The sequence below is a fragment of the Spirosoma aerolatum genome, assembly GCF_002056795.1.
In the GTDB taxonomy this organism is placed as follows: domain Bacteria; phylum Bacteroidota; class Bacteroidia; order Cytophagales; family Spirosomataceae; genus Spirosoma; species Spirosoma aerolatum.
Map to the genome: position 1 here is coordinate 331,502 of NZ_CP020104.1, position 25,342 is coordinate 356,843.

General features: G+C 49.8%; 20 protein-coding genes and 1 pseudogene. 3 read left to right on the forward strand and 18 right to left on the reverse strand.

What is annotated here, in order from left to right; translation table 11 throughout:
- The first annotated feature begins 259 nt into the window (after window positions 1-259).
- Window positions 260-2,620: an ABC transporter permease gene (locus B5M13_RS01375; protein ID WP_080053957.1), complete on the forward strand. Its 2,361-nt coding sequence runs from the start codon at window positions 260-262 to the stop codon at window positions 2,618-2,620.
- A gap of 485 nt (window positions 2,621-3,105) precedes the next feature.
- Window positions 3,106-4,383: an alpha/beta hydrolase gene (locus B5M13_RS01380; protein ID WP_080053958.1), complete on the forward strand. Its 1,278-nt coding sequence runs from the start codon at window positions 3,106-3,108 to the stop codon at window positions 4,381-4,383.
- Window positions 4,384-4,543: 160 nt separating this feature from the next.
- On the opposite strand, the gene B5M13_RS01385 is transcribed toward B5M13_RS01380, so the two are convergent.
- Window positions 4,544-5,407 carry an SDR family oxidoreductase gene (locus B5M13_RS01385; RefSeq protein ID WP_080053959.1) on the reverse strand — a complete coding sequence of 288 codons (864 nt, stop codon included), beginning with the start codon at window positions 5,405-5,407 and terminating at the stop codon, window positions 4,544-4,546.
- Window positions 5,408-5,510: 103 nt separating this feature from the next.
- Between B5M13_RS01385 and B5M13_RS01390 the strand changes: the two genes are divergently transcribed.
- Window positions 5,511-5,969 (forward strand): winged helix-turn-helix transcriptional regulator, encoded by a 459-nt coding sequence (locus tag B5M13_RS01390; protein WP_080053960.1) that lies wholly within the window; start codon window positions 5,511-5,513, stop codon window positions 5,967-5,969.
- Window positions 5,970-6,328: 359 nt separating this feature from the next.
- On the opposite strand, the gene B5M13_RS01395 is transcribed toward B5M13_RS01390, so the two are convergent.
- The 17 genes and pseudogenes from B5M13_RS01395 to B5M13_RS01470 all read right to left on the reverse strand — a co-directional run bounded on the left by B5M13_RS01395 (window position 6,329) and on the right by B5M13_RS01470 (window position 25,215).
- Window positions 6,329-7,219, reverse strand: a complete 891-nt coding sequence (locus B5M13_RS01395) for an alpha/beta fold hydrolase (protein ID WP_080053961.1) — start codon at window positions 7,217-7,219, stop codon at window positions 6,329-6,331.
- Window positions 7,220-7,234: 15 nt separating this feature from the next.
- Window positions 7,235-7,789: a TetR/AcrR family transcriptional regulator gene (locus B5M13_RS01400; protein ID WP_170061074.1), complete on the reverse strand. Its 555-nt coding sequence runs from the start codon at window positions 7,787-7,789 to the stop codon at window positions 7,235-7,237.
- A 744-nt stretch (window positions 7,790-8,533) separates the two neighbouring features.
- Window positions 8,534-11,350 carry a M16 family metallopeptidase gene (locus B5M13_RS01405; RefSeq protein WP_080053963.1) on the reverse strand — a complete coding sequence of 939 codons (2,817 nt, stop codon included), beginning with the start codon at window positions 11,348-11,350 and terminating at the stop codon, window positions 8,534-8,536.
- Between the two features lie 78 nt (window positions 11,351-11,428).
- Window positions 11,429-12,373, reverse strand: a complete 945-nt coding sequence (locus B5M13_RS01410; protein ID WP_080053964.1) for a ThuA domain-containing protein — start codon at window positions 12,371-12,373, stop codon at window positions 11,429-11,431.
- Between the two features lie 100 nt (window positions 12,374-12,473).
- Window positions 12,474-12,995 carry a dCTP deaminase gene (gene dcd / locus B5M13_RS01415; RefSeq protein WP_080053965.1) on the reverse strand — a complete coding sequence of 174 codons (522 nt, stop codon included), beginning with the start codon at window positions 12,993-12,995 and terminating at the stop codon, window positions 12,474-12,476.
- A 93-nt stretch (window positions 12,996-13,088) separates the two neighbouring features.
- Complete coding sequence (gene cysS, locus B5M13_RS01420; RefSeq protein WP_080053966.1) at window positions 13,089-14,588, reverse strand: cysteine--tRNA ligase; 1,500 nt, start codon at window positions 14,586-14,588, stop codon at window positions 13,089-13,091.
- Window position 14,589: 1 nt separating this feature from the next.
- Window positions 14,590-15,390 carry a hypothetical protein gene (locus B5M13_RS01425; RefSeq protein WP_080053967.1) on the reverse strand — a complete coding sequence of 267 codons (801 nt, stop codon included), beginning with the start codon at window positions 15,388-15,390 and terminating at the stop codon, window positions 14,590-14,592.
- 191 nt (window positions 15,391-15,581) lie between these two features.
- Window positions 15,582-16,187, reverse strand: coding sequence for a GTP cyclohydrolase I FolE (folE, locus tag B5M13_RS01430; protein WP_245859674.1), 606 nt, complete (start codon window positions 16,185-16,187; stop codon window positions 15,582-15,584).
- Window positions 16,188-16,290: 103 nt separating this feature from the next.
- Entirely contained in the window at window positions 16,291-16,668 is a 378-nt protein-coding gene (locus tag B5M13_RS01435; protein ID WP_080053969.1) for a SaoD/DsrE family protein, read from the reverse strand.
- Between the two features lie 23 nt (window positions 16,669-16,691).
- Window positions 16,692-17,153 (reverse strand): Fur family transcriptional regulator, encoded by a 462-nt coding sequence (locus B5M13_RS01440; protein ID WP_170061075.1) that lies wholly within the window; start codon window positions 17,151-17,153, stop codon window positions 16,692-16,694.
- Window positions 17,146-17,610 (reverse strand): phosphoribosyl-AMP cyclohydrolase, encoded by a 465-nt coding sequence (locus B5M13_RS01445; RefSeq protein ID WP_080053971.1) that lies wholly within the window; start codon window positions 17,608-17,610, stop codon window positions 17,146-17,148. Before B5M13_RS01445 ends, B5M13_RS01440 begins: the two co-directional genes overlap by 8 nt.
- Window positions 17,603-19,579, reverse strand: a complete 1,977-nt coding sequence (thrS, locus tag B5M13_RS01450) for a threonine--tRNA ligase (RefSeq protein ID WP_080053972.1) — start codon at window positions 19,577-19,579, stop codon at window positions 17,603-17,605. Before thrS ends, B5M13_RS01445 begins: the two co-directional genes overlap by 8 nt.
- Before the next feature lie 23 nt (window positions 19,580-19,602).
- Complete coding sequence (locus B5M13_RS01455; protein WP_080053973.1) at window positions 19,603-20,184, reverse strand: DinB family protein; 582 nt, start codon at window positions 20,182-20,184, stop codon at window positions 19,603-19,605.
- A pseudogene (locus B5M13_RS33220) lies at window positions 20,181-20,336 on the reverse strand (DUF3299 domain-containing protein); the annotation flags it as partial. The pseudogene B5M13_RS33220 and the gene B5M13_RS01455, both read right to left, overlap by 4 nt.
- 111 nt (window positions 20,337-20,447) lie before the next feature.
- Window positions 20,448-20,822 carry a MerC domain-containing protein gene (locus tag B5M13_RS01460; protein WP_080053974.1) on the reverse strand — a complete coding sequence of 125 codons (375 nt, stop codon included), beginning with the start codon at window positions 20,820-20,822 and terminating at the stop codon, window positions 20,448-20,450.
- Between the two features lie 319 nt (window positions 20,823-21,141).
- On the reverse strand, window positions 21,142-21,432 hold the full coding sequence (locus tag B5M13_RS01465) for a hypothetical protein (RefSeq protein WP_155297157.1): 291 nt from the start codon (window positions 21,430-21,432) through the stop codon (window positions 21,142-21,144).
- 276 nt (window positions 21,433-21,708) lie between these two features.
- Window positions 21,709-25,215, reverse strand: a complete 3,507-nt coding sequence (locus B5M13_RS01470; protein ID WP_080053976.1) for an ABC transporter permease — start codon at window positions 25,213-25,215, stop codon at window positions 21,709-21,711.
- Between the last annotated feature and the right edge of the window lie 127 nt (window positions 25,216-25,342).

Here is a 25,342-nt window from a genome sequence, read left to right on the forward strand (position 1 = left end):
CGCACCAGCGGACCGGACCCCAGCAAAAATGGGGAGAAGCCCAGGCAACTTACGACACAACAGCAGCGGCTGCCGCCTTTTCAGGAAATCTGTCCAACTAACAGGGGCTCACACAATAACAATTTGGGTTGATCAAAATACACCATTTATAATCAATTCCCGCCAAACAACACAAAAGAAACAGCTTGCTAATAATTCATCATTACCTTTTTCAACGAACAATCGTTAGCTATCCTGATTCCTAAATCATTAGCTGGTTATGGTATACAACTATGTCAAAATTGCCTGGAGAAATCTGGTAAAATATAAGCTCTTCTCCTTGATTAACATCATCGGATTAAGTTTGGCTATTCCTTCCGCATTAATGGCCTTAATTCAGATCGTAAACTATTACGAGTACGATAATTTTCATCAAGATGAAGATCGGATCGTCCGTGTAATAACGGATGAAAGACAGACCGATGGTACCCTAACCAACTGGGCATCGAGCCCAGTGCCATTGGCTACCTATGCCAAAAAAAATCTGGCGGGCATCGAGAATGCCACTACGTTGGTCCGAGAGTTTGATTGGACATTAAGTAATGGAATTAAAACAAAAAACAGTAAAGCAATTTATACCGACCTCGCTTTTTTTCAACTGTTTAACTTTCCTCTTGAAACAGGATCTTATCCGATCGAGCCTAATACGATTGTTTTGACCCAAGAGACAGCTCGGTGGTTTTTTAACAATACCAATCCCGTAGGCAAGATATTGGAACATCCTAAGCTTGGCAATTTTAAAATCGTTGGGGTTTTAAAGCCGTTCAACCCCCAGAAAACGCAGTTTAGAACAGATGTTTTTGTGCCCCTGGCGGATTATGGAGTCAACCATAATCGACAAAATAACTGGGCCGAATTAAATGCACATACATTTTTGAAACTAGCCAGTAGAACGACCACTGTAAACCTGACTGAACAGTTGGCAAAAACCTCCAACACCATTAATGGATTAATCCATGTGCCAACGGGTAAGAAACTGTATTTCAAAGCGCAAAACCTGACCGACATTTCGCCCGCCAAAGAGGTACTGAAAAATGATCCATACATTCAAGATACTCGAAGTATAGCCATCAATTTCGCCTTTCAGCTCATTATCCTGTTATTGGCCTCGTTAAACTATATCAATCTGACCTTGGCTCGGTCGATGAACCGAAGCCGGGAGGTTGGAGTGCGAAAAGTAGCCGGTGCCACTAAAAGCCAACTGGTTTTTCAATTTTTGATTGAATCCGTCCTGGTTTCGTATATAGCTTTGAGTTTTGGGCTGGGGATCTTATGGTTGATCAAGAATTATCTCCATGTTTCCTGGCTGACCTGGGATATTGATCATTTAGGCTATCTAATCCTGATCTTCTTCGGTTTTAACCTATTGTTAGGCTTATTCGCGGGGGCTTCACCTAGCTTGATTCTCTCTTCCTTTCAACCCATAACGGTCTTGAAGGGCAGCGGTACACCCGCCAGTTTTGGGAAGATCGGATTTCGAAAATCGTTGATTGTCGTTCAATTCACCATTGCCTTGGTTTATTTATTTTTTATTGGACATGCCTACCATCAAATCAACTATATGGCCAATGATAATGAAAATTACCATCGTCATCATATCCTCAATATCAACCTGCCAGCCAACTCCTATCAACCCTTTGCCGCGGACCTCAATGCCCTTAAAGACATACAAACTATAGGGTATACATCGCTTACTTTTGGCAATAAACCTACCCCCACCACGATTAAAACCTTGCAAAGCGACCTTGCTTATTCGACTTTTTATTATGCCGCCGACCATAATTTTATCCAGAATATGGGGCTGAGATTTGTGGCCGGAACCAATCTGGTACACAGTCATGGCGAGCAGGCTTCCCCCCTGGTTGTGGTCAATCAAAAAGCGGTCGAGAAACTAGCCCTTGGTTCAGACCAGGAGGCCATTGGGAAACTTGTCACCCTACAGGATACTCTTTCGGCTACCATTATAGGGGTTGTGGCTAATTTTTGTCATTATGACTATGAACGCAAGATTGAGCCCGTTGTTTTTCAATACAATCCTTCTTTATTTAAAGTGATGTGTTTACAGACAAATCCAGCCAGTGATCGGCTATCGATCGAAACGGAGCTGCAAAACTTATGGCATAAACGGCATCCCCGACAGGAAATGAATTTCTCCTGGTTTGATACGGATCTGTATGAGCGTTATTTCCCTCGCCATGAAATGCAATTGATGAGCTTAGAAGGAATGGTCATTTTTGTAATTGCCATCTTGGGACTCATCGGTATACTAACGTACAGCTTAGAGAAACGGGCTAAAGAGATTGGGATCAGAAAGGTAATAGGCGCTACTACGTTCGCCATCATCCAATTGATGGCGAAGGATTTTATCAAACTGTTAGCTATTGCAACTACTCTAGCGATACCTATTGGTATTGCTATTGGGGTGTATATGAATACATATTTTGTGTTCAATAATGGGTTAAGTTATTGGACAATGAGTTGGCTTTTATTAGTTGTGGTGGGCGTTGCGTTGGGGGCCATAGGCTATTTTTCAAGAGTAGCCGCTCAAACCAATCCAGCTAAAACGTTGAAGATGGATTAGTCTTGTGTTGGTCTTTTGATCCAGCCTTGTCAGCCTCTCGAAGCTTAGTTAAAATCGCTGACTTCCTGATGCTCAAAAGTGGGTAAAGTCAAGCTGTTATAGGGTATCATGTAGCTTAAGCGCTCAGGTATTAGTTTTTGATGACTGACTTGTTGGCGGTCCGCCAAAGATGGCCGACTCATTGGACACTTTAATGGTTGAAAATTGGGTAGCCTATCTACTTTAAATGCCCAAATGACAGATACCTAAATCTCACATCGTCGCATTTGGGAGGGTTTGTTGAGATGTATAATTCATGAGTAGTTAGTCTACCGTTTTTCGTAGTTTAGCTAAACTATAACTGGTTTGCAATAAGTTTATGATTCGCAATAACTTGCTGTAAACTCTAGGCTGGTACTTACTCCATATCCTCCTTACAAACAGATTTGCCTTGTTTATGCGTTGGCTTGTGTCCCGTTACCCATCAATCTTCTTGCCTCAACTCTATGAAAAAATGGTTTCTACTTACCCTGTTTGGCCTCTTACCCCGGCTACTACTAGCCCAGCCAACTCGGCAAATGGTCATCGGTCAGATGGATAGCCTGAGCTCAAAAATTCTCCATGAGACCCGTAGACTATGGGTGCATCTCCCCGACAGTTATAAACAGGAAGCAGCATCCAAACGACGCTATCCGGTCGTCTATCTGCTGGATGGCGAGAGTCACTTCCCCTCGGTGGTAGGCATGATCCATCAACTAAGTTCCGTCAATGGCAATACAATTTGCCCCGAGATGATCGTGGTGGGGATTACCAATACCAACCGGGGGCGGGATCTGACGCCCACACCGGGGGGCGGCATGATTCCATCGGCGGCCGACAGTTCACGACGCAGGAACTCGGGTGGAGGGGAGAAATTCACCGCCTTCATCGAAAGCGAACTGATGCCCCACATTGACTCATTGTATCCCACGGAGCCTTACAAAATATTCATCGGCCATTCGCTTGGTGGGCTGCTGGTCATCAACACGCTCATTCATCACCCCAACCTGTTCAACGCCTACGTGTCCATAGACCCCAGTATGTGGTGGGCGGATCAACAGCTGCTCAATACCGCTAAGCAGGTTATAGCCAGCCAGACGTATGCGGGCAAAGTCCTGTTTATGGGTATTGCCAATACGATGGAGTCGGGGATGGATACCTTACGGGTACAGGCCGATACGAGTGGCTCGACCAAACACATTCGCTCCATCTTAGCCCTGAATCATTTGCTAAAGGCCAATGGACAAACCGGCTTACGCTACCAGGGGAAATACTACGACCTGGATGACCATAGTTCGGTGCCACTCATCACCGAGTACGACGCGCTCCATTTCATTTTTGATGCCTACCGATTAAAGCTAACTGACCAAGACTATGAGCAAGACAATACCCAGTTAGCCGATAAACTGACAACCCATTTTAGGGCCGCCAGCCGGCAGTTGGGCTATCTGGTGAAGCCCCCGGAGGCTCTGGTCAATGAACTGGGCCAGTATATGGTCTCCCAGAAGAAGTTTAAAAAAGCAGAAAGTTTGTTTAAACTCAATGTGGCGAATTACCCAGCCAGTTTCAACGCCTATGACTCGTATGGAGATTACTTTGTGGTTCAAAAAGACACGGTCAATGCCCGGACCAATTTCCAGAAAGCGCTTTCTGTGAAAGAGGCCCCAGCAACGCGAAAAAAATTAGCGGCTTTACAAGCGCCCAGTAGCCCTAGCCCATCCCCCGCTATTAAGCCGAAAAAATAAATGTCCAGGTAGCGATAGAATCCATTATTTCAACGGGGTAAACTCACTTGTCAGAAAGCGGGAAACAGTCGGGATGGCCGGGTGAGTGAGTTCCTATGCAAAGTCACTTGCCCGGCCCGGATGAATGGATGCATGGGGTATTGACCGACACTAGCTGCGGTTAGCGACCCGAAAAATAAGTCGTTTGCAGGTACTCCCGCAGCGACGTTGGCTGGCGGCCTAGCAGACGCTCGACGGTATCACTCGTCCCAGCCAGCATGCCTTCTTTGGCGGCCGCACCCCACTGGGCTAAGAAGTTGGCGACAACTTCGGGGAAGCCGGCGGCTACTTTCTGGGCGATGTAGTGAGCCTCATCAATGCTTTTGTAAGCGATGGGTCGGCCCGCTAAAGCCGAGAATTCCCGGGCAATATCGTGAAACGAATAGGCTGCACTCCCCGATAGAATATACTCCTGGTTTTCGTGTCCTTCACTGGTTAGCAGGGAGGCTGTGGTAGCAGCCAGTTCGGTCCGCTTAACGAAAGCGATTTTGCCCTCGCCCGCCGGGAAACGGATCTCGCTATCTGGCACCTCGCTACCAATCAGGTATCCAAGACCTTCAAAGTAATAGCCGTTTTTGAGAATGGTATACACCAGTCCGGACGCTTTAAGGTAGGCTTCTGTGGCCAGGTCGCTTTCGGTGACCTCCGGCATGACAAAATCGGTGCTGCGCTGGATGCTGGTGTAAAAAAGGTGCTTCACCCCGGCTTGCACCGCAGCATCGATAACATTGCGGTGCTGGCGTACCCGGTCGGTAAAGGCCACAGCCGAAACCAGCAGCACCTTCTCGACGCCCTGAAAGGCTTTCACCAGCGCAGAATAGTCAATGTAATCGGCCTGCCGTACGTCAACGCCCTGCTTAACCAGGTCAGTAGCTTTATTGACATCGCGCACCAAGGCAGCAATTTTTGCGGCTGGGGTGGTTGTGAGCAAAAAGTCGATGGTTTGGTGGCCTAACCCACCGGTGGCTCCCGTTACTAGAATCATGGTAAAAAGAACTAAAAATTCGTGTATATTTACTTGCTATTTGCAAGTACAAAGATAATTTAAAATACTTGCAAATAGCAAGTAAAATGATGATCTATTTATTATGAAAGTATTTAAACATAGGTCTACGTGTCCTATCAGCACAGCACTTGATATATTGGGGGACAAATGGAACCTGCTCATTCTGCGGGATATAGTGTTTGCAGGGAAGTCTACTTATGGGGAATTTCTACAGTCAGCGGAGAAAATGGCGACTAACGTGCTGGCCGACCGCCTGGCGGTGCTGGAGTCGCAGGGCCTGTTAAGTAAGACTGTGGCTATCGATAAGAAATCGAAGTTCACCTACCGCCTGACCGAAAAAGGGGTTGATACGATCCCCATTCTTATAGAGCTCTTACTATGGGGAAGTCAGCATGGCCCCAGCGTCGTTGAGCCTAGTTTGCTGGAAGAACTTCAGGTTGGGAAAGAGACGGCCGTTGCGAAGTACCAACGGCTCTCCCGAGAAAAGGCCCTGATCAAACCAAGCGTCGTGCGTGCTCACGCCCAGAAAGCAGAGGGCTGAAAACGGTGCGAGTCAAGTAAGCTCACCGTATGGTCGTTTGCTCATGCCGGGATACGCATTCTGATAGGCATGGTCAGCGGGCGTTAGGGTAGTCCCATGTAAACCGATCACCGATGGTATGGCCGAAAGCGGGTAGCCCCAGGTTCTGCATCAGCGAATCGACGTAGATGGTCGAGTGATGGGTACGTTTCGTAAAAATCCGTCACTTGCCTTCAAAAGGACTGTGTAGGAAGTATAGAGTGTTTATAGAAACGGGACCCCAAAATGAAGATCGACGAGGGTGCTGGTCAGCAACTATTGAACTCCATTAACTAATGCTTTTTTTGCATCAAACTAGTTGGGCTTGTTTAAGAACCTGGCTAGCCCAGAAAATCCTGGATGAATCTGACCGTTTCCAGCGGCCTCTCTTCCTGCACAAAATGACCTGCTCCCACCACTACTTTCAATTCCAACTTGTCAATGTAAGGGGGTAACGCGTAAGACAGCATCTGGTAGCCAGCAGGACCAGCTATGCCAATAGCTGGGGCCTCGATCCTCTTGCCCTTAATATCGACAATGTCTTCAGGAAAGGTCTGATACCAGCCATTGGAAGCCCTAATAGCGTCCTGATGGTTATAAGCCTGGGCATACACGTGCCGGTCAAACGAGTTTATAGCCGTCTTGTCTTCCAGCAGTTGGTCAAAAAGCCAATTCTGTACTAAATGGAATCGGCCTTCCAGTAGTTGTTCCGGCAGAGCTTTGACTTGATTAAAAGCGACCCACCACGGATGAACGCCCCCACCAGTGGGGAGTATGGGAAGACTATACAGGTTCTCGTCAGGATGGGGAGTGTCCAACAAAACCAGCTTTTCGGTCTTTTGAGGAAAATGGGCCGCGAAGCTGAAGGCTACGGCTGCCCCGATGTCATGACCGGCGATAAGGGTTCGCTCAATGCCCAATTGGTCGAGTAAAGCCGATACATCACCAGCCATGCCTTTTTTCGAATAGCCCGCCATCGGTTTATCCGAGCCTCCCATACCCCGCAGCTCAACTACAATGACCTGATAGCTCTCCGCTAGCAAGGGCATGATTTTGTGATAGCTCCACCAGGTTTGAGGCCAGCCCGGTAACAAGACGAGTGGCTTACCCTGACCACCTAGTACATAGTGCAGTTGAACGTCATTGACTAGTAGGTAGTGGCTGGTGAAACCGGGAAGCTGTTTTACTAATTCGTTGTCGATATAGGTGTCGGCAGTGTTGAGTAATTGCATATGTTGGATGGCTGGTTATTGAAGGCCAATACTTCCTTTGAATGAGGTCCATGAAAAGGTTTTAATATCATTGCGCGCCACGTCGCCTGCTTGCTGAGCATCGATTGCGATGTCGACCATGCCCCCAAACAAATTGTAGATCCAGGGGACAGAGAGCTTTTTATCAATGGCTCCTTGTTGCTGAAGGAGCTCAACTAACTTGAACCAGTTGGCTTTGACGTCGTCATAAGCCCGTTCCTGGTTGTTGACCAGATCCGTGTACTGATTTCGCTTGAACAATTTTTTGACAAACGAGTATTGAATCCCCACTTCCAAGGCGGCATAGAACATGTTTTCAATCTGGATGGCAGGTTGCTCACTACTTTGATAGGCCTGCGTCATTTTGAGATTGCAAACTTTGAGCATGGTTTGTTTACATTCTTGGACTAATGTATTACGGTCGTTGAAATAGCGATGGACCGTTCGTCGGGTCACTCCGGCCACGGTAGCAATCTGTTCAATGGTGGCCGATTCATCTTGGTTAAGCGCGACAACTGCCGCTTCGATCAATTTTTCTCTCGTCACTCTCATGTCACAAATGTAGTACAAATGACTCATGAATGTGACATTTATTGGTAATTGTAATGAAATAACCGCATCTTATATATTACGGCTAATAATTCTGATTCAATCTCGGTGATGGGTGCAATTTCGGAATAACACCCGTCGACGCAACAAGTCAAAACCTGCCCGTTGCCCGTCTGTACCCTTGACGTTTGATCATCTTGAGTCGATTCATCTGCTCTTCGGTTTGATCCGGACAAAGCGCTTGCTCAACAGCCGCATAGTCTTGGCGTAATTCCCGCACAAAACCGATATAAGCTGGCACTTGCGCGACCTCTTCGCACCACTTGGCCAGACCCTCGCCGATTTCTTCCGCAGATGAAGCCGAAGGTGAACTGCTTCTCCGCAAATGGGCAAATCAGTTAGAGTGCGTTGGTAAAAGCTATGCACTCTATTAGTAGCATCTGGCAAGCTGGACAGAGACCAACAGTCTGAGTGGCTATTAGGCTAATCGGAATTGCGTTTTCGCCGATAGGATGCTCAATAAGTTAACAATGATCGGGCAAAATGGGTGACAGATCCATGCCCAAACTTGGGGAAATACCACGTTTTCACCGAGTTTGAATCAGAACCAGTTCAGCCCGATTGGCGGCCCTACTTACGGCCGTAATATACACATAACAAAAAACGAGTCGACCCGGTAGAGTCGACTCGTTTAGGAGAAGTTAAAAAGTTGGTGCCGGGCCCAGCAGACGAGCCGCGACCATTGCCTTATTTCGAACTGACTTCGGGTAGCAGGACAACTTTAATCAGATTAGGCCCGAAGACTTTCTGAGCCATCGCTTTGGTCGATGCGACGCTCACGCCGTCGATGAGTGAAAGCCCTTTCATAATAAGTCGTGGGTCTTCGCCAAGCTCGTAAGACCGCGCCAGCGCTCCGATCCAGTAACGGTTCTCGCGCATCCGTACTTCCAGCTGACGGCGGCTCTCGGCTTTAAATTTAGCCAGGTCTTTCGGGTCGGGACCGTTTTGTTTTATGCCCTCGATAATAGCCATTGCTTTTGTCGCTAACTCATCCACCCGCCCCGGGTTAGTGCCGTAACCAACCGAGAATTTGTACTGTTGGGCGGGTTGTTTTTGTGCTTCAGCCTGACTACCAATAAAATAGACACCGCTTTCCTTTTCCCGGATCTCTTCGATAAACTTGATGTTCAGAATTTCCTTGAGGGCTTCCAGGTTTACCCGATTCTCTGGCGTGTAGGGTAAATCTCCGGAGAAAACCAGTTGGGCCTGCGCTTTATCGGCAATACCCCGGTAGATGGTTTTAGTAATTTTACCTTTCGGCGTGCGAATACCCAGGTCTTTATAAGCTTCCTTTTTGCCGGTTCCGGGCAAAGCCCCGAGGTATTTTTCGAGTAAAGGCGTAATGCTGTCGACGGAGAAGTTACCCACAAAGAAGTAGGTAAAATCGGAGGCATTGCCAAAACGCTCGTTATAAATCTTCAACGACGGGTCAAGGCTGATTTTATCAATATCGCTCGATTTCAGCGGCATTCGGCGCGGATTGTAGCCGCCCAATACGGCCGAGAGAGTATCGTAAAAGACTTGCTGCGGTTCGGGAGTCGCTTCCTGCTGCACCAACCCATCCCGTTCGTTGCCCAGATATCCTTTCACCACCTCGGGGTCACGGCGGGGTTGGGTCACGTAGGCATACAACAGTTGCAGGGCCGTGGGTAAATCTTTCGGTGAGGTACTGCCCTGGAAACCCTCGCTCAATTCGCCGACGTACGGACTGACGCTGACTACCTTGCCCGTGAGGTACTTACGCAGTTGGTTCGATGAAAAACCCGCTACACCGCCCTGCATGGCCAGCATGTTTGAGAAGTCGGCATTGTAATAATCGCTCATCGGATACAGCGACGTACCACCAGGGCTGTAGGCTGAAATCAGAATTTCATCGTTCTTGAAATCGGTTGGTTTCAACACGACACGTAGGCCATTGCTCAGGGTCAGTTCTGTCACGCCGAGTTCGGCAATGCTTTTTTTTGTGGCCACTTTCCCGCCCGTGGGGAGTTTAGCCAGCAGAGGAGCCGTTACCACCTCGTCGACATAAGCCGTTACGTCTTTACCTGCATTGTCGATCCAGCCCAGCAGCTGGGCTTCCGAGGGCATCGTGGTTTGATCCTTTTCCGGCCCCATTACAATAACCGCCCGGTTGTCTTTGGTAATGTATTGGGTGGCTACGTTGTTTACGTCTGTCAGCGTAATAGCCGGCAACGCCGTCTTTACAAAGTCGTAGTATGCATCGATACCCATCGAAGACGTTCCATTCACAAAATTGTTTACGTATTCGAAAGCCAACTGCTGCGAGTTTGTTTTATCCTTCTCCTTGAAGCGTTTTTCGGTTGAGGTCAGCAACTGCTGCTTGGCCCGGTCGAGTTCGGTGGCCGTAAAACCAAACTTTTGCACGCGGGCATTCTCATCGAGCACAGCCTTAAGTCCCTTCTCCAAAGCCCCGGTTTTGGCTACGACGAAACTCTGAAAGGCATCGTACTTGCCCAGAAAACCGCCCATATTGCTGAAGGCAAACTGAAATGGCGGGTCGGCCGTTTTGGTCATATCCTGCAAGCGGTTTTGCAGCATAGAATTGAACAGAGTGCGCGCTACCAACTGACGGGTGTCGGCCAGGGTTTTCTCGATTAATTTCGGATGCTTGTACAGGGTCTGGATAATGGTATTCGGCTGCTCCTCGTCGGTCACAATGGACACTTTCGTATCGCTGTGAGCGGGAATCTCGTAATCAGGCCGGGGTTTGGCTCCAGCGGCAGCCGGAATAGCCCCGAACTGCTCTTTGATGATTTTCTCCACAGCCGCCACGTCAAAATCGCCCACGGCAATAATAGCCTCTAAGTCCGGACGATACCAGGTTTTGTAAAAAGTGCGAATGGTTTCGGGTTTGAAGTTTTTCAGGATGTCTTCGGTGCCGATGATGTTGCGTTTGCCATATTGCGATCCATTCATAATGATTGGGAAGTACTTATCGCGCATCCGTTGCTGAGCGCCTTTGCCCCCCCGGAGTTCTTCCAGAATAACGCCCCGCTCCTTGTTGATTTCGTCTTCTTCCATCAACTGGTTGTGGGCCCAGTCTTCCAGTACGTCGAAGGCCCGCCGAAAAATGGCCGCTGAGTCGGTCGGCACGGGCAGCATATAGATCGTCTGGTCGAAGCTGGTAAAGGCGTTCAGATCGTCGCCAAACTTAATCCCGTTGGCCTGCAGGAAACTGACCAGTTCGTTTTTGGGAAATTTTTTGGTGCCATTAAACGCCATGTGTTCGGTAAAGTGGGCCAGCCCATTCTCGTCATCCGTTTCCAGCACGGAACCAACCCGGGTCGCCAGCAACAACTGAGCCCGGTTTTTGGGTTCGCTGTTCTTGCGGATGTAATAGGTCATGCCATTGGGCAGAGTACCTTTTTTGGTGTTGGGGTCGAAGGGTACTGGTTTCGATAAGTCGGTTTGAGCCAGCGTGCTATAGCCCGTCAGGAGCGTGAGGCAAGCCAATAGCCAGGAAAATAGACTGCTTTTGTTCATGATAGCAAAGAGCGGTTTTAAGTGGACAAAAAAACTATAAAGAGATTAGTTTACCTGTTTGGGGAAATCGTAAATACGCTACTTGTTAGCTGCTCGCACAGCCGGCCTGGGAGCGGCAGGCCCCGGATCCATTTTAGAAATATCTACCCGGTAGGCAACGCTTTTCGGGGTAGGAAAATCGTCCGGGACCTTCTGTGTTACCTTACCCGTTGCGGCCCATTCGGTGCCGCGCTGAAGCAGAACGACGTAGTCGACCGAACTCATGGCAGCGACATCGTGGCCGGGGGCGTAGTGAAAGATCCTTCCTTTTCCGTAATTGAGCACCATCAACTGTGGCTCATCGTACCCCGTTCCTCTGTTGGCCGGATCAGAGTACGCGGTAACCAGAACCGTCATGTTATTGCCCGGACCCCGAAGTTGCGCGTATAACTCATCCGACTGATGCATCCAGATGGGCGGTAATCCTTTGGTGATGGGATGATTTGGGTCAACTACCTTCATCGGGAAGGGAATCCGGTTTCCATGACTACCGGCATTACCGGGTTTGGGGTCCGACACCAATTTGTTGTCTTTATAATACCAATAGGGCCCGCTTGCTTCATTCCGGTTTCGCCAGCCGCCCACGCCAATCATGGTATTATATTCTTTCCATTCCGGAAATGAATTGTTGGCCGCATGAATCACTACGAGACCACCGCCATTAGTCATGTATTGCTCAAACGATTTTTTCAACGCATCACCCCACCGGCCAGCCGGTACATCGTAGTTTAACACAATGACCTGGTAATCCGAAAATTTCGGCATAAAAGAACCCATCGCGCTGTCCTGAGGAGGAGCAGTCACTACGTCAACGCTAAATTTACCGGGTTCATCGAGGATTTTTTTTAACACGGGCGAGGTCAGATCCCAACGATGGTACGGGTTCATCTCACCATCGAGAAGCATAACCCGGATCGGAGGTTGCGCGCTGAGGGAGATCGCAACAAGGCTGACCGCGCAAAGGGTGAATAATAAACGTTTCATGAGTTTCATGATTTGATAAGTGCCAAAACAATAGAGTAAAAACAATTTGGATAGGGCCTGAAGGAGTCAAGCCAGACTGATTTAATAGACGTTTGATTTGTTAAGCTATCAATTCTTTATAAAGTAAACTTGGTTGAATTCCTGTATTTCGCTGGTATTTTCCGGAAGTATATTGCTCAAATTCTCCTTCCAGCGCGTGATAATAAATCTGACAAATCTCAATACCCGAATAGATTTTTATCGGCTGCACGCAATACATTTCGAGTGTCCAGTACCCTTCAAAACCCACATCGCCGAAACCTGCTGTTACATGCACAAATAGCCCAAGCCGCCCCACCGACGATCGACCTTCCAGCATCGGTACGTAACGATGGGTTTTCGTATACTCGATGGTACGAGCCAGGTAAAGCCGGTCGGGACGGAGCACCAAACCCTCTTCCGGAATGGTTATTTTGCTCACCGGGTTGTTACGTTTCATGTCGAGCAGTGTGTCATCATAAACCAGTAATTCGTGATGAAGCCTGAGATTGTAGCTATTTGGGTTGAGTTGCGCTTCGGAAAAAGGTTCGATTGAGAGATCGGTACCGAGTTTGTTTTTGATTTCAATGCCTGACAATATCATTCCTGCAAATCAGTTGTGTTAAACCTGGTTTTCGTTGAGCCGCATCACCACGAAGGTTACCCGACAAACGGGTTTCTTCAGCATCGTTATTCGTTATTTCGCGACGAACTCATAGGCCGTACTTGTCTTATCATCATTGACCTGTATGCCAATGGAGGCCAGTTGTTCACGAATCTGATCCGACAACGCAAAGTTTTTCTGGGTACGTGCCTGCTGTCTTAGGTTTGTCAGGATAGCCAGCACGTCGGGTAATCGGGTGTCTTCCGAATCTGTTTCAGGGCTGATGCCCAGCACATCGATCAAAAAAACCCGGTAGGTCGTTTGAAGCGTGTTCAACGTCTGCTGATAAATTCCGCCCTGACGTTGGGTCAGTTGGTGGGCCAACCGCAGGAGGTCAAACAGACCCGCGATGGTTTCTGCGGTGTTGAAATCATCGCCCATCGTCTGGTAGCATCGTTCGCAGGCACGTAGTAGTTGCGCCGATAGCTCGGTGTCGATGACCGTTGACTCATCTATCTGTAACCCTTCGATCAGTTTTAACCCCTTCTGCAACCGCCCACACGCTACTTCTGCGGCCTTGAGTGCCTGATTCGAGAAATCAATGGTGCTGCCATAATGCGCCTGCAACATCACAAAGCGCACCGTCATGGGGTTGTAAGCCTTCTCCAGTAAGGGATGGTCGCCACTAAACATCTGGCCAAGCGAAATGAAATTTCCTTTCGATTTCGCCATTTTCTGTCCATCGAGCGTCACCATATTGTTGTGCATCCAGTAACGGACCGGGGCGCGGCCAAAGGCAGCATGGCACTGCGCAATTTCGGCTTCATGATGCGGAAACTTGAGGTCCATTCCCCCGCCATGAATATCAAATGGCAGCCCCAGGTATTTGATACTCATCGCTGAGCATTCGATATGCCAACCTGGGAAACCGGTTCCCCAGGGCGAACGCCATTTCATGATGTGGCCTGCTTCCGCTTTTTTCCAGAGCGCAAAATCAGCCGGATGTTTCTTCTGTTCCTGCCCGTCCAGTTCGCGGCTTCCGGCCAGCAGATCGTCCAGGACACGGCCAGACAGTTGCCCGTAGGGGTACGTTGTTGCATAACCAGGCACGTCGAAGTAAACCGAGCCATCTGTTTCGTAGGCAAACCCATTCGCCAGGATTTGCCCGATCATCTCAATCTGCTCAACGATATGGCCGGATGCGGTAGGCTCAATGGATGGAGGCAATACGTTGAGCTTAGCCATCATGCTGCGGTACAGGTTGGTATAGTGCTGGGCCACTTCCATGGGCTCAAGCTGTTCGAGCCGCGCTTTTTTGGCAATCTTGTCTTCACCCTGCCCATTCAGTTCATCTTCCAGATGGCCCACGTCGGTAATATTCCGAACGTAACGTACCTGATAGCCCAGGAACCTGAAATATCTGTATAGGATATCAAACGAAATTGCTGATCGCGCATGGCCCAGATGCGGCTCACCATAAACAGTGGGGCCACATACATACATGCCCACTTTCCCCTCGACCAACGGCACAAACAGTTCTTTTTGCCCGGAAAGCGAATTTTTCAGATAAATGTCAGGGCTTGAAAATCCCATATCAGAGTTCTTTGAATGCTTTGGAATTTAAGATTGAAGTAGGGTTAATGGCTTCCAGATCTGAAACGTTGTACACCGTGAAGCTTCTGATATCCACATAATCGTGATACCCAGGACTGGTGTTGATGATGATACCACCCAGCAGGAATATTCGATTACAGGCAAACTCCTGTTTTGACATACGTACCAGGCGGTTGATCTGCTTATGGATTTTGAAATAAGCCTTTTCGGTAATTTCCTTTTTGGGATCCTCAGCATTTACGATTTCATGCTTAAAAGGCATCAGGGTATTTTCTAAAAGCATTTGTTGGTAGTCGTAGTCAACAACATGTGGGACATAGACCTCTTCTGTTTGTTGCATACGCTCCAGGGCAAGCATTAAGGCACCGCAGCTATTGCTTAATTTTGACTGGCCGGGGCGTATCATTCTTCCCAGTTCCCCTGAATCAGTAATGCCAATGTGCGGACCGTAAAAGATGAACGCATCTCCGTCGTCTGGGATGTGGTGGGCAAAAGCAACCATGCCCGTAAAGCCTGAGAACGGGAAACCGCCTAAGCCGCCCATTGAAAAAGGCCGACTCAACACCTTCCTGAAATCAGTTGACACATTAATGTCATCCGAACAAAGCGAGGTGGCAAAAAGCATTTTCGTTAAGTCGGATTTATACTCATCAGCCAGAAAGCCCAAATATTTCTGAGTGACAGATTCCCCGGTAGCCGCATTGGGGTAAGCCGCTTGTACTAAACGTTCGATGGGGACTCCCCCTTCTTGTAAAGCCCCTATTTCCTTTTCCAGTAGCATATAACGTCAAATGTTAAGGTTTAAGCGGTCGTGATCTTCCTACTCTCAGAAAATACGGCTCATCAGGATGCTATATTCAGCTCAGCTATTTATATCCCAGGCTGACAGACTATTCTGTCAGATACGTTATGGTGAAGAAACGAATACATCGTGATTGTTCCTAACCACTCTTCAAGAACGCCAGAGTCTTTTTACAGGAGTCCGTAGAACTCATTCCGTAAGTCAATGTCGTTGAATCGACCGCCATATTCCAGCGTAGTGGTTTTACTGGTTTTGTCGTTCACACCTCTTGTCGACACGCAAAGGTGTTCCGCTTCTATCACCACAATGACATCATCGGTTTGCAGGGCCTCTTTAAGCTCATTGAATATTTGTAACGTCATGCGCTCCTGGACCTGCGGTCTTTTGCCGTAGTACTCTACCACGCGGTTGATCTTGGATAAACCAATCACCATCCCCGACGAAATATAGCCTATATGCGCTTTGCCTATAATGGGCAGAAAATGATGCTCACAGGCCGACGAGAATGTAATATCCTTTTCTACCAGCATTTTGCTGTATTGGTATTTATTCTCAAAAACCGAAAGTGATGGCTTGTTCTTTGGATTTAACCCCTGGAAAATTTCTTTGACATACATCTTCGCCACGCGGTAAGGCGTGCCACGAAGACTGTCGTCAGTCAGATCAAGTCCCAGTTCTTCCATGATGCCCCCAAAGAGTTTTTCGATGGCAGCTATTTTTTCCTCATCGGATTTCACGAAAGCGTCTTTTCTTAACGGGGTGTCTGCGGAAGTCATTACGTGGTGATCCCCGTTAAGGTCATACTGGCTTCTTTCCAGAAGTTGTTCGTCTATTACCATGCTATTTGAATGGGTTGTCATGTACGGTTTCAGCACTTTTTCAAAGTGTAATAACCAGGTTTGGCATATTTCCCCCCAATGCACCATATAGCTGGGGAAAACAGCCTACCTGTCCTACTTCAATCATATTTTTGGGTTTTACACTCCCCGTGCCACATTGCTCGAAGGCCCCCTCAGCCAGGTCACGCCTGAGGGCACATTGATCACAGGCCATAATCAGCATTCCCTGTTCCCGGGCTATTTTGTTCAGGCGTTCGCCGATGGCGTCTCCTTTTCTCAGCACAAAGGCATTGTCATCAAAAAAGAACATGCCAACCACCTCTACACCATGCGTGTTTTGTTCCAGTTGTGGCAAAATCATGGTTGCCAGCTGGAACGTGGAAGCCATGTTGGTTTTAAAAATGTAGGCTACTTTCATGAATCAATTCGTAGTTTAGGTAACTAGTCACTGCTTTTGGTCCTCGGGCAACGTTGCTGCGGATCGTGCTCCTCCCCTGCCAACGCCTGCCGGCAGGCGTTGCAGGTACCTTCCACCAGCAGGTGAAAGGTATCAATCTGGTAGTCGGTCAGGGCATTCAGATACGCTTCGGGCAGGGCTGGCAGGCAAACAATCGTTTCGCAGTGCGAACATTTAAAGTGCGGATGCCTGTTAGCGGAGGTGAGTACCTCATAGAAATACAAGCTGTTGCCCCCGTAGTCAATGAATTTCTGAATAATGCCGGCCTCGGTCAGCGTCAGCAGACAACGGTACAAGCTAACCCGGTCTAACTGGTTGTCGAACGCACGTTCCAGATCAGCATGGGTAAATGCTTTCCTGGATTGCATAAACAGGCGAAGCACCGCCGTCCGGATAGCGGTGATGCGGATACCGTTTTGGTGCAGCAGGTGTTCAGCCTCAGTCATGGTTGGAATAAGCCAGAGAAGTAGTCGTCGGAACAGATGTACCCGGCAGGAAATCCAGCGTTTCCGTATCAGGGTTAAGCTGGCGGTAGAAACAGGCTTTTCGGTGCTTGCCGTCGGGTCCGTAGGTGTGGCAAACCCCATCGCCTTCAAGCGTCACCTGATACACCAGCGCATCCTGATCGCAATCGACCAGCACCGCGTCGAGCCGCAACGTATCGCCGGATGTCAGCCCTTTCACCCACAGCTCATTACGCGAAGTACTCCAGAACGCGGCCCGGCGGTGGGTGAGCGAGTAAGACAGCGCTTCGGCGTTGACAGAGGCCAGCATCAGAATCTGCCCCGTGCGGCTTTCCTGCACGGCCACCGGCAACAGCCCCCCCCGTTTCGCAAACTGGAGTTGCAGGGTGGTGGTTTCTTCCAGATCGGTTAGCAGGGACGAGAGCAGCCGGTTAACCATCGAATTTAGGGAGTTTGAGCCTTGTAGCACCCGCGATCAGATTGGCTGCATCGGCAAGCGATAGCTGTCCCAGATCAGTACCGCCATGCTGCCGCACCGATACGCTGCCTTCGGTTTGTTCGGTCTCACCCACCACCAGCATAAACGGCGTTTTGAGCACCTCGGCATCGCGGATTTTGCGGCCCACTTTCTCGCCACGCTCATCCACAACGGCCAGTAGTTCGAGTTCATCGAGCAGGTAATTCTTCACCGTCTGCGCGTAGTCGTTATACTTCTCCGAGACCGGCAAAATCCGGACGGGTTCGGGTGCGAGCCAGGTGGGCAGGTTGCCACCGGTACTTTCAAGCAGCAGGGCAATAAACCGTTCCATCGACCCAAACAGGGCGCGGTGAATCATTACGGGCCGTAACCGCTCGTTATCGGGCCCCACGTAGGTCAGGTCGAAGTTTTCGGGCATCATGTAATCCACCTGAATGGTGCCAATCTGCCAGGTACGTCCAATGGCATCGCGCACCATGAAATCCAGCTTCGGACCATAAAAAGCCGCTTCCCCTTCTTTCGTAACGGTTTTCATGCCCCGCTCGCGGGTGGCTTCCACAATGGCCCGTTCGGCCATGTCCCACATAGCATCCGTGCCGAGATACTTGGCTTTATTAGTCGAGTCGCGCAGGGAAATCTGGGTCTGGAATTCGGTGAAACCCAGAGTGGCATACACATATTTCACCAGGTCGACCACCCGCAGAAACTCGGTTTTTAGCTGGTCAGGGCGGCAGTAAATGTGCGCATCGTCCTGCGTGAAGCCCCGCACCCGCGTCAGTCCGTGCAACTCACCCGACTGCTCGTAGCGATAGACGGTGCCAAATTCGGCGTATTTTACGGGCAGTTCACGATAGCTGTGCGGGCGGGCTTTGTATAACTGGCAGTGGTGGGGGCAGTTCATCGGCTTCAGAAAAAACTCCTCGTCGGCCTCCGGCGTTTGAATGGGCTGGAACGAATCCTGCCCGTATTTGGCGTAATGGCCCGAGGTGACGTACAGGTTTTTCTTGCCGATGTGGGGTGAAGCCACGTGCTGATAGCCCACGCGGGTTTGCACCCGACGCAGAAAATTGATCAGGTTCTGCCGGAGCGCTTCGCCACGCGGCATCCACAGGGGCAGCCCCATCCCCACCAGTTCATCGAAGGTGAAGAGGTCCAGTTCGCGGCCCAGTTTGCGATGATCGCGCTGCTTAGCCTCCTCCAAAGCAGTCAGGTAAGCATCCAACTCCGCTTTTTTGGGAAAACTGATGCCGTAAACCCGTGTCAGCATCTTGTTCTGGTCGTTTCCCCGCCAGTATGCCCCCGCCACCGCCATCAGCTTGACGGCTTTGATGGGCGACGTATCGGGGATGTGTGGACCAGCGCAAAGGTCGGTATAAGCACCCGTTTCGTAGAACGTAATGGTACCGTCGGCCAGGCCGTCGATTAGTTCGAGTTTGTAGGGGTCCTGTTTTTCGGTGAAAAAACGGGTAGCCTCCTCTTTGGATACGTTCCGGCGCAGGTTCGGGAATCGGTTGCGGGCCAGTTCGAGCATTTTGGCTTCGACGTTGGGAAAATCGGCTTCCGAAAACGCATAGTCGCCGAAATCCACATCGTAATAAAATCCCCGCTCGACAGCCGGGCCGGTGCCGAAGCGAACGCCGGGGTAGAGTTCCTCCAGGGCGTAGGCCAGCAGGTGGGCCGTTGTGTGCCAGAACGCGGCTTTTCCTTCCTCATCGGCCCAGGTCAGCAAACGTACCCGAACCGGCCCGGCCGTGTTCTGATCGATGGGGCGGGTCGCATCCCAAATCTGACCGTTTACATCGGCTGCCAGCACATTGCGGGCCAGTCCTTCGCTGATAGACCGGGCAATGGTAAGGCCGGTAGGCGGTGAATTCCAGGAACGGGTTTGCCCGTCGGGCAGGGCAATTATGATATCGTCGGTGGTTGTCATAAATAGGTATCAAATAAGGGCTGCTACCAGCCGTCATAGCTTTTGGGGGTAATGCCTTTCAGCCGCAGATAGACTTCACACTGGCCTCTATGGTAGATGATATGGTTCTCCATCGCGAAGAACAACCGCCAGCCGGGAATCAGCCCGTCAGGGAAGGCCGTCATCCGATAGAACTGATGCACGGGCAGGGTTACAATACAAGCTTGCACATGGGTATAAAACGCTTTTAACTCCGTGAGCACCTGGTCTTTGGTCATTTGTGTAGGCAGCGTCCGACGCTGGTAGGGGTTTTCCAGGCCCAACCGCTCCGATAGCTGGTTGCAGGTGTACAGTATACAATGGCGCCACTGCTCGCTGAAGGTCATCGTCGAGTCTGTGAGTCGAAACGGGTAATACTCGGCAGGCATCTGTTCGGCCAGGGCCAGCGAGTGTTTCTCCGACTGCCACCAGACGTCGGTTAGTTCCCGGCGGTAACGGGCTACGTAGGTTTGGCTGTAGGTCTCGGCTTCACCCTGGGTTGCTGCCATCTGGTCCTGTGTATAACCGGGCCGTAGCGAGCCGACCAGAAAAAACAATAAAAGGCAGGTACGAATTATGACGCTCATGAGTTGTCGGGCTGTAGTTCGGCCCCGTCCAGGATATAGTTTAACTCGTAGATGTTATCGTCATTGAGCCGTAATGTACCTGATAAGGTCCGTCGTTCATCGGTTCGGAACCAGCGAGGCAGTTTTTTGAACTTGAGGGCCATGACCGATTCTTATTTAACTGCACATCCTGCAGCCGATACCAGCTGATGACTTCGGGCACCGATGCCAAACCGGGCAGCAGCAGACCGAATACCAAAAGCCTGAAGCGTTTCATAGCTGCATTAGTGGGCGTGATGAGTGCGGCAATACCGAATGTTCAGCAGGTGCGTGATGACCAGCCCCAGCGAAGCTGCGTAAGCGAGGTACTCAAACCCTGCGTGCACCTCTTCGAGCAGCAGCCCTGTGGCAAAAAGACCTAGAAACAGCCATAAAAAACGGGCGATAGTCGACGTGCTATGGCGGCTGGCCGACCAGACGGCCAAAACGTTAATGCCGATGAAGAGGTAATCCAGGCTGAGGAAGCTGGCGCGCAGCGTGTCGTACTGTAGCAGCGTGGAACTCATGACCAGCACAGGCGTGATCAGACAATGAATGATGCAGAGAATCGACCCGGTGATGCCGATCAGGTCGTCGCGCTTCTGGAGCAGATTGACCATGGAAGTAATTCGCGTTTAGTAACTGGACAAAAGTAAGTAAGCCCATCTGTTTTTGCAACGATGTTGCAAAAACAGATGGGCTTATCCTCAGCCGAATGCAAACCTACTTAGCCTCCTCAAACGCTGCTTGCTGCCCGGCTGTCAGTTTGGCCCAAAACATATTGTCGCTGATAGTAGGTTAATTCTACCAGCCTCCTCTGCCGGAAGGGATAGCTACCATCGTTTTTGCACGAACGGCACAGCTTTTTGTAGAATCTGGCGGTACAACGCCACGTTGAAGCGCCCTGATTACTCTTTATTGAATACTGTCTTTCAATGGTTATACCCGTTGATTCGGCGCTAACTTAGTCGGACAGTAATTCTTTCCGGTTTCTTTTTTAACCACCTCCGGCCAGGCACCGAGTGGGTCAACGACCACCGCTACGGCCTTAGCCAGTTTAGGCAGATAGACCATAGGTGGCAAATCACGGCCAACGCGCACGAGCCGCCGATAGACTGTCTTTCCCTCCGCATCCACCAAGACCACCGGAACAAACTCGTTCACGGGCACCGGTTTCTGATTACCCAACATCGACCAACTTACTGGCCATAATGTCAACAACAAACGCATCCGGCAGAACCTTTGGGGAAGCCCTGCCATTCTGAAATGAAAATCTGACCCGGAAGCGACAAATAGGCTCTTTATACCGGGTCACTTTGGCAATCCGCAATTCCGAATACGGATAAGGACCAAACAAAGCAACTCCTCGTTGCAGAGACGCCTGAGCGGCCTGCCTGAATAAACCGACGTTGTAAGGCTGCCGCTACAGGGGTGGCTTCCAAAACTAGTTTAAAATTGTATGCATCTTTATTCGGGCGTTTCCTGAAAATGACACTTGATTGCCCTTTACTCGCTTCGCAAACTCTTCACGGGATTGACCAGGGCTGCTTTAATGGCCTGAAAACTGACGGTCAATAGAGCGATGCCCACTGCTAGCAAGCCCGCCAGTGCAAATACCCACCCCGACAGCGTAATCTTGTAGGCAAAGCTCTGTAACCATCTATCCATCACATACCAGGCTAGTGGAGAAGCAATGAAAATGGCGACCAGCACTAACTTGACAAAGTCTTTCGAGAGCAAGCCAACAATACTACCAACCGATGCACCCAGAACTTTGCGAACCCCGATTTCTTTCGTCCGCTGTTGGGCTGCGAAAGCCGCCAGCCCAAATAAACCCAGGCACGAAATTAAAATAGCGATGAGGGTGAAGTAGCTGACAATACTGGACGTACGCCCATCTGCCTGATAATTACGCTGAAAATCTTCATCCAGAAAGGAATATTCAAACGGTTCATCGGGAAGTAGTGTTTTCCATTTTTGTTCCACAAAGGCAAGCACATTGCCTACCTGAGCGGTATTGACATGAACAATCAGGTAATTATAATAGAATGGGTTCGGCATCAGCAGAAAGGCGTAAGGCTGAATCGGCTGGTGAAGGTCTTCAAAATGAAAATCCCGAACTACCCCCACAATCTCCAGCGACGACGGTTTAGCTTCATCGCCATAGTTGAGTTTATAGCCAATGGCTTTTTGCAGAGGAACACCCAACTTGCGTAAGGCAGCCTCATTAACCACAATTCGGGAATTGCTATCGGCTGGGAACGCAGTTGAAAACAGCCGACCTTTTAATAACTGAAAGCCCATCAGGTGCATGAAATTCTGGTCGACAAAGTTTGTCTTCACGTACTGAACCTGACCCGCGTTTTGATCGGGACGATATAAGCCAACATCACTTGGGCTGATAATACCCGGATAAAACTTAGCGCCTGCCGCTTCAATAACCTGATTGCTCTGCTGGATCTGGTTGCGCAAGGCCGTATACGCTTTGTGTGCGTCATCGCTTCGGAGGGGAATAATCAGTTGCTGATCTTTGGTAAAACCAAGGGGCTGATTCCTCAGAAAACGCATCTGTTGCTGAATGACCAGGGTGGCCACCACCAACCCAATGGAAATGACGAATTGGAATACCACCAGGCTCCGGCGCAGGGCGATCGCAGAAATCGAGTTGGCAAAGCGCCCCTTCAGCACATGCACCGGATTGAACACTGATAAGTAGAAAGCAGGATAACTACCCGCCACCATGCCGGTTAGTAAAGCTAGCCCGATAAACGCACCTATCGTAGTCGGGCCGAGCAGGTCGGCAAAGGCCAATTGTTTTCCGGTTAGTTGATTAAAGACCGGCAACAACAGGGCAACCAGCCCAACGGCAAACACGAAAGCCAGCATGGATACGACCATCGACTCGCCCAGAAATTGTCGAATCAAGAGTCCTCGTCCGGCACCCATCACTTTGCGAATGCCCACTTCGGCGGCTCGTTTGGCCGACCGGGCGGTGGCTAAATTCATAAAATTGATACAGGCAATGAGTAGCGTAAACAGCGCAATAGAGGCCAGAATATAGAGGTAGGCCTTACTGGTTGTGGGGGTCACAATTTCCTGGATCGATCCATATAAGTGCAGATCAGGCACGGCAACCAACGAAATCCGCTTGTCGAAGCCAGCCGATTTGAGTCCTTCTCGGGCATATTTTTCAATAAAGGCGGGCAGTTTCGCAGTCAATCGTTCGGCATCGCTGCCTGGGCGAAGGCGCAGGTAGGTGAAAAACATGTTGTTGTAATAGAAATTCTGTGGTTGTTCCCGCAGAAAGCCACCAACCCAACCCGCCATCATGGGCACAAAAAAATGGGCGTCGATGTGTGAACGGGCACTTTCATCCCGGAATACACCCGTCACCTTGAAGGTTTCACCATTCCCGATCGAGCCGTTAATCCGAATCAGGTTATTAAGCGCTGGTGCAGTCCCAAACAGTTTGTGGGCTAGGGCATCGGAGAGTACAATCGAATGAACATCCTGCAACGCGGTTTTCGCATCTCCTTCCGTAAAGTGATACGAAAACACATCAAAAAAGGTCGAGTCGACCTGATAGCCGTTGGTTTCGTAAACCGATTGGCTCCGTTTGCCCGGCTGCTGGAGCTGAAGTAACGTTTTACTTTCGCTGAAATTCTGCTTTAAGCGGGTCACTTGCACCACTTCCGGAAACGCTGCTTTCAGGGCAGCCGCATAAGGCGATGATTGCCTTGGACTCTGCTCCTGGGTACCCGTCGGATAAATTATGTCGCTTTTTACCAGATATAAATCCGGAGCATACTGCTGGTGTTTATCGAACGAGAGTTCACTGCGGATGTAGAGCATCAGCAACATACAGCAGGTCATGCCAACGGACAAGCCAACGATGTTGATGGCCGAAAAGGACTTGCTGCGCAGCAGATTGCGCCAGGCGATTTTAACATAGTTGCGAAGCATAAGGGGATGTAAACTAGAGCTATGGCGGTTTGAGATGTCAATAGCCCTGGTGGGCGGGCTTTCTGAACGCAATAGTAGCGGCTGGATCGGCGACCGAGGTGCCAATTTATCAATTGGTACCTCTTTTTTTACGCTGTTTTTGTATTCGACCGGGGTTTGGCCTGTCATCTGTTTGAACACCCGGTTGAACGTCGTTTTGGAATTAAAGCCCGACTCATAGGCAATACCCAGCAGCGTGAGCCGATCGTAGGCCGGATCACGCATTTTTCGAGCAATTTCACGGATTCGAAATTCATTAATAAAATCGCTGAAGTTCTTGTCGAGCCCTACGTTGATGATCCGCGACAACTCATGGGGATGAATCGCCAGTTTCACCGCCAGCGTGGTCAATGTCAGTTCGGCATCCTCGTAAAGGTGGTTTGCCGCCACCGCTTCCTTTAGCTTTCGGCCTTTCTGCCTGGCATCCGATCGATCAGAGCCTGGCATTGTTAGCTTGACAGGGCCATCTGATTTGAGGATCACCTCTACGGCCATTCCCATCAGGACAAATGCAATCGCCAGAAAGAACGACTCACTCACGAGCGTTAACAAGCAGAACCAGCCCAGCAGGGCCAAGGCTTTGTCCAGCCTGCGGAACGCAAAACGCGGCCTGTCCATCAGCACGGGTTGCAGTCGGCCATAGAACGCTTGTATCAGTCGGTGAGCGGAGTACAAGTAAATGGTGACCGACATGAACACGAGCCAGACCGGCATCCAACATCCGACCAGCAGCGGACAAAAATGCAGCCAATCGTTTCGTTGCAACCGCCACTCCGGCTGTGTCAGGTGCTTGGTATAAAAAAATAATAACGGCCCCAGGGCCGGTAAAAAAGCCGATGAAATCCCACCAGTTTTTAGGACGATGGCGCCAAGGGCCAAACTTAAAAACAGGTTTGCCGGTTGGCCAGGCCTTTTAGCAAATCCCACCAGCAGGGCGAGCGTCAGCCCTGAGAATAAGGTTCCCAGGGCGGCCAGATCGGCTAGGCTACTATGAAAAAAATTGGGTCTCACGTGTTTAGGAATTGTCAGGAGCCATGGTCTGGTTATTCTGGGTGACTACTCTTATTTATCGAGCCGTTTAAGGTAGTCTACTTCATCTTCTACCTACCGCGATTGCATCGCAGTTATTTGGGGGCTG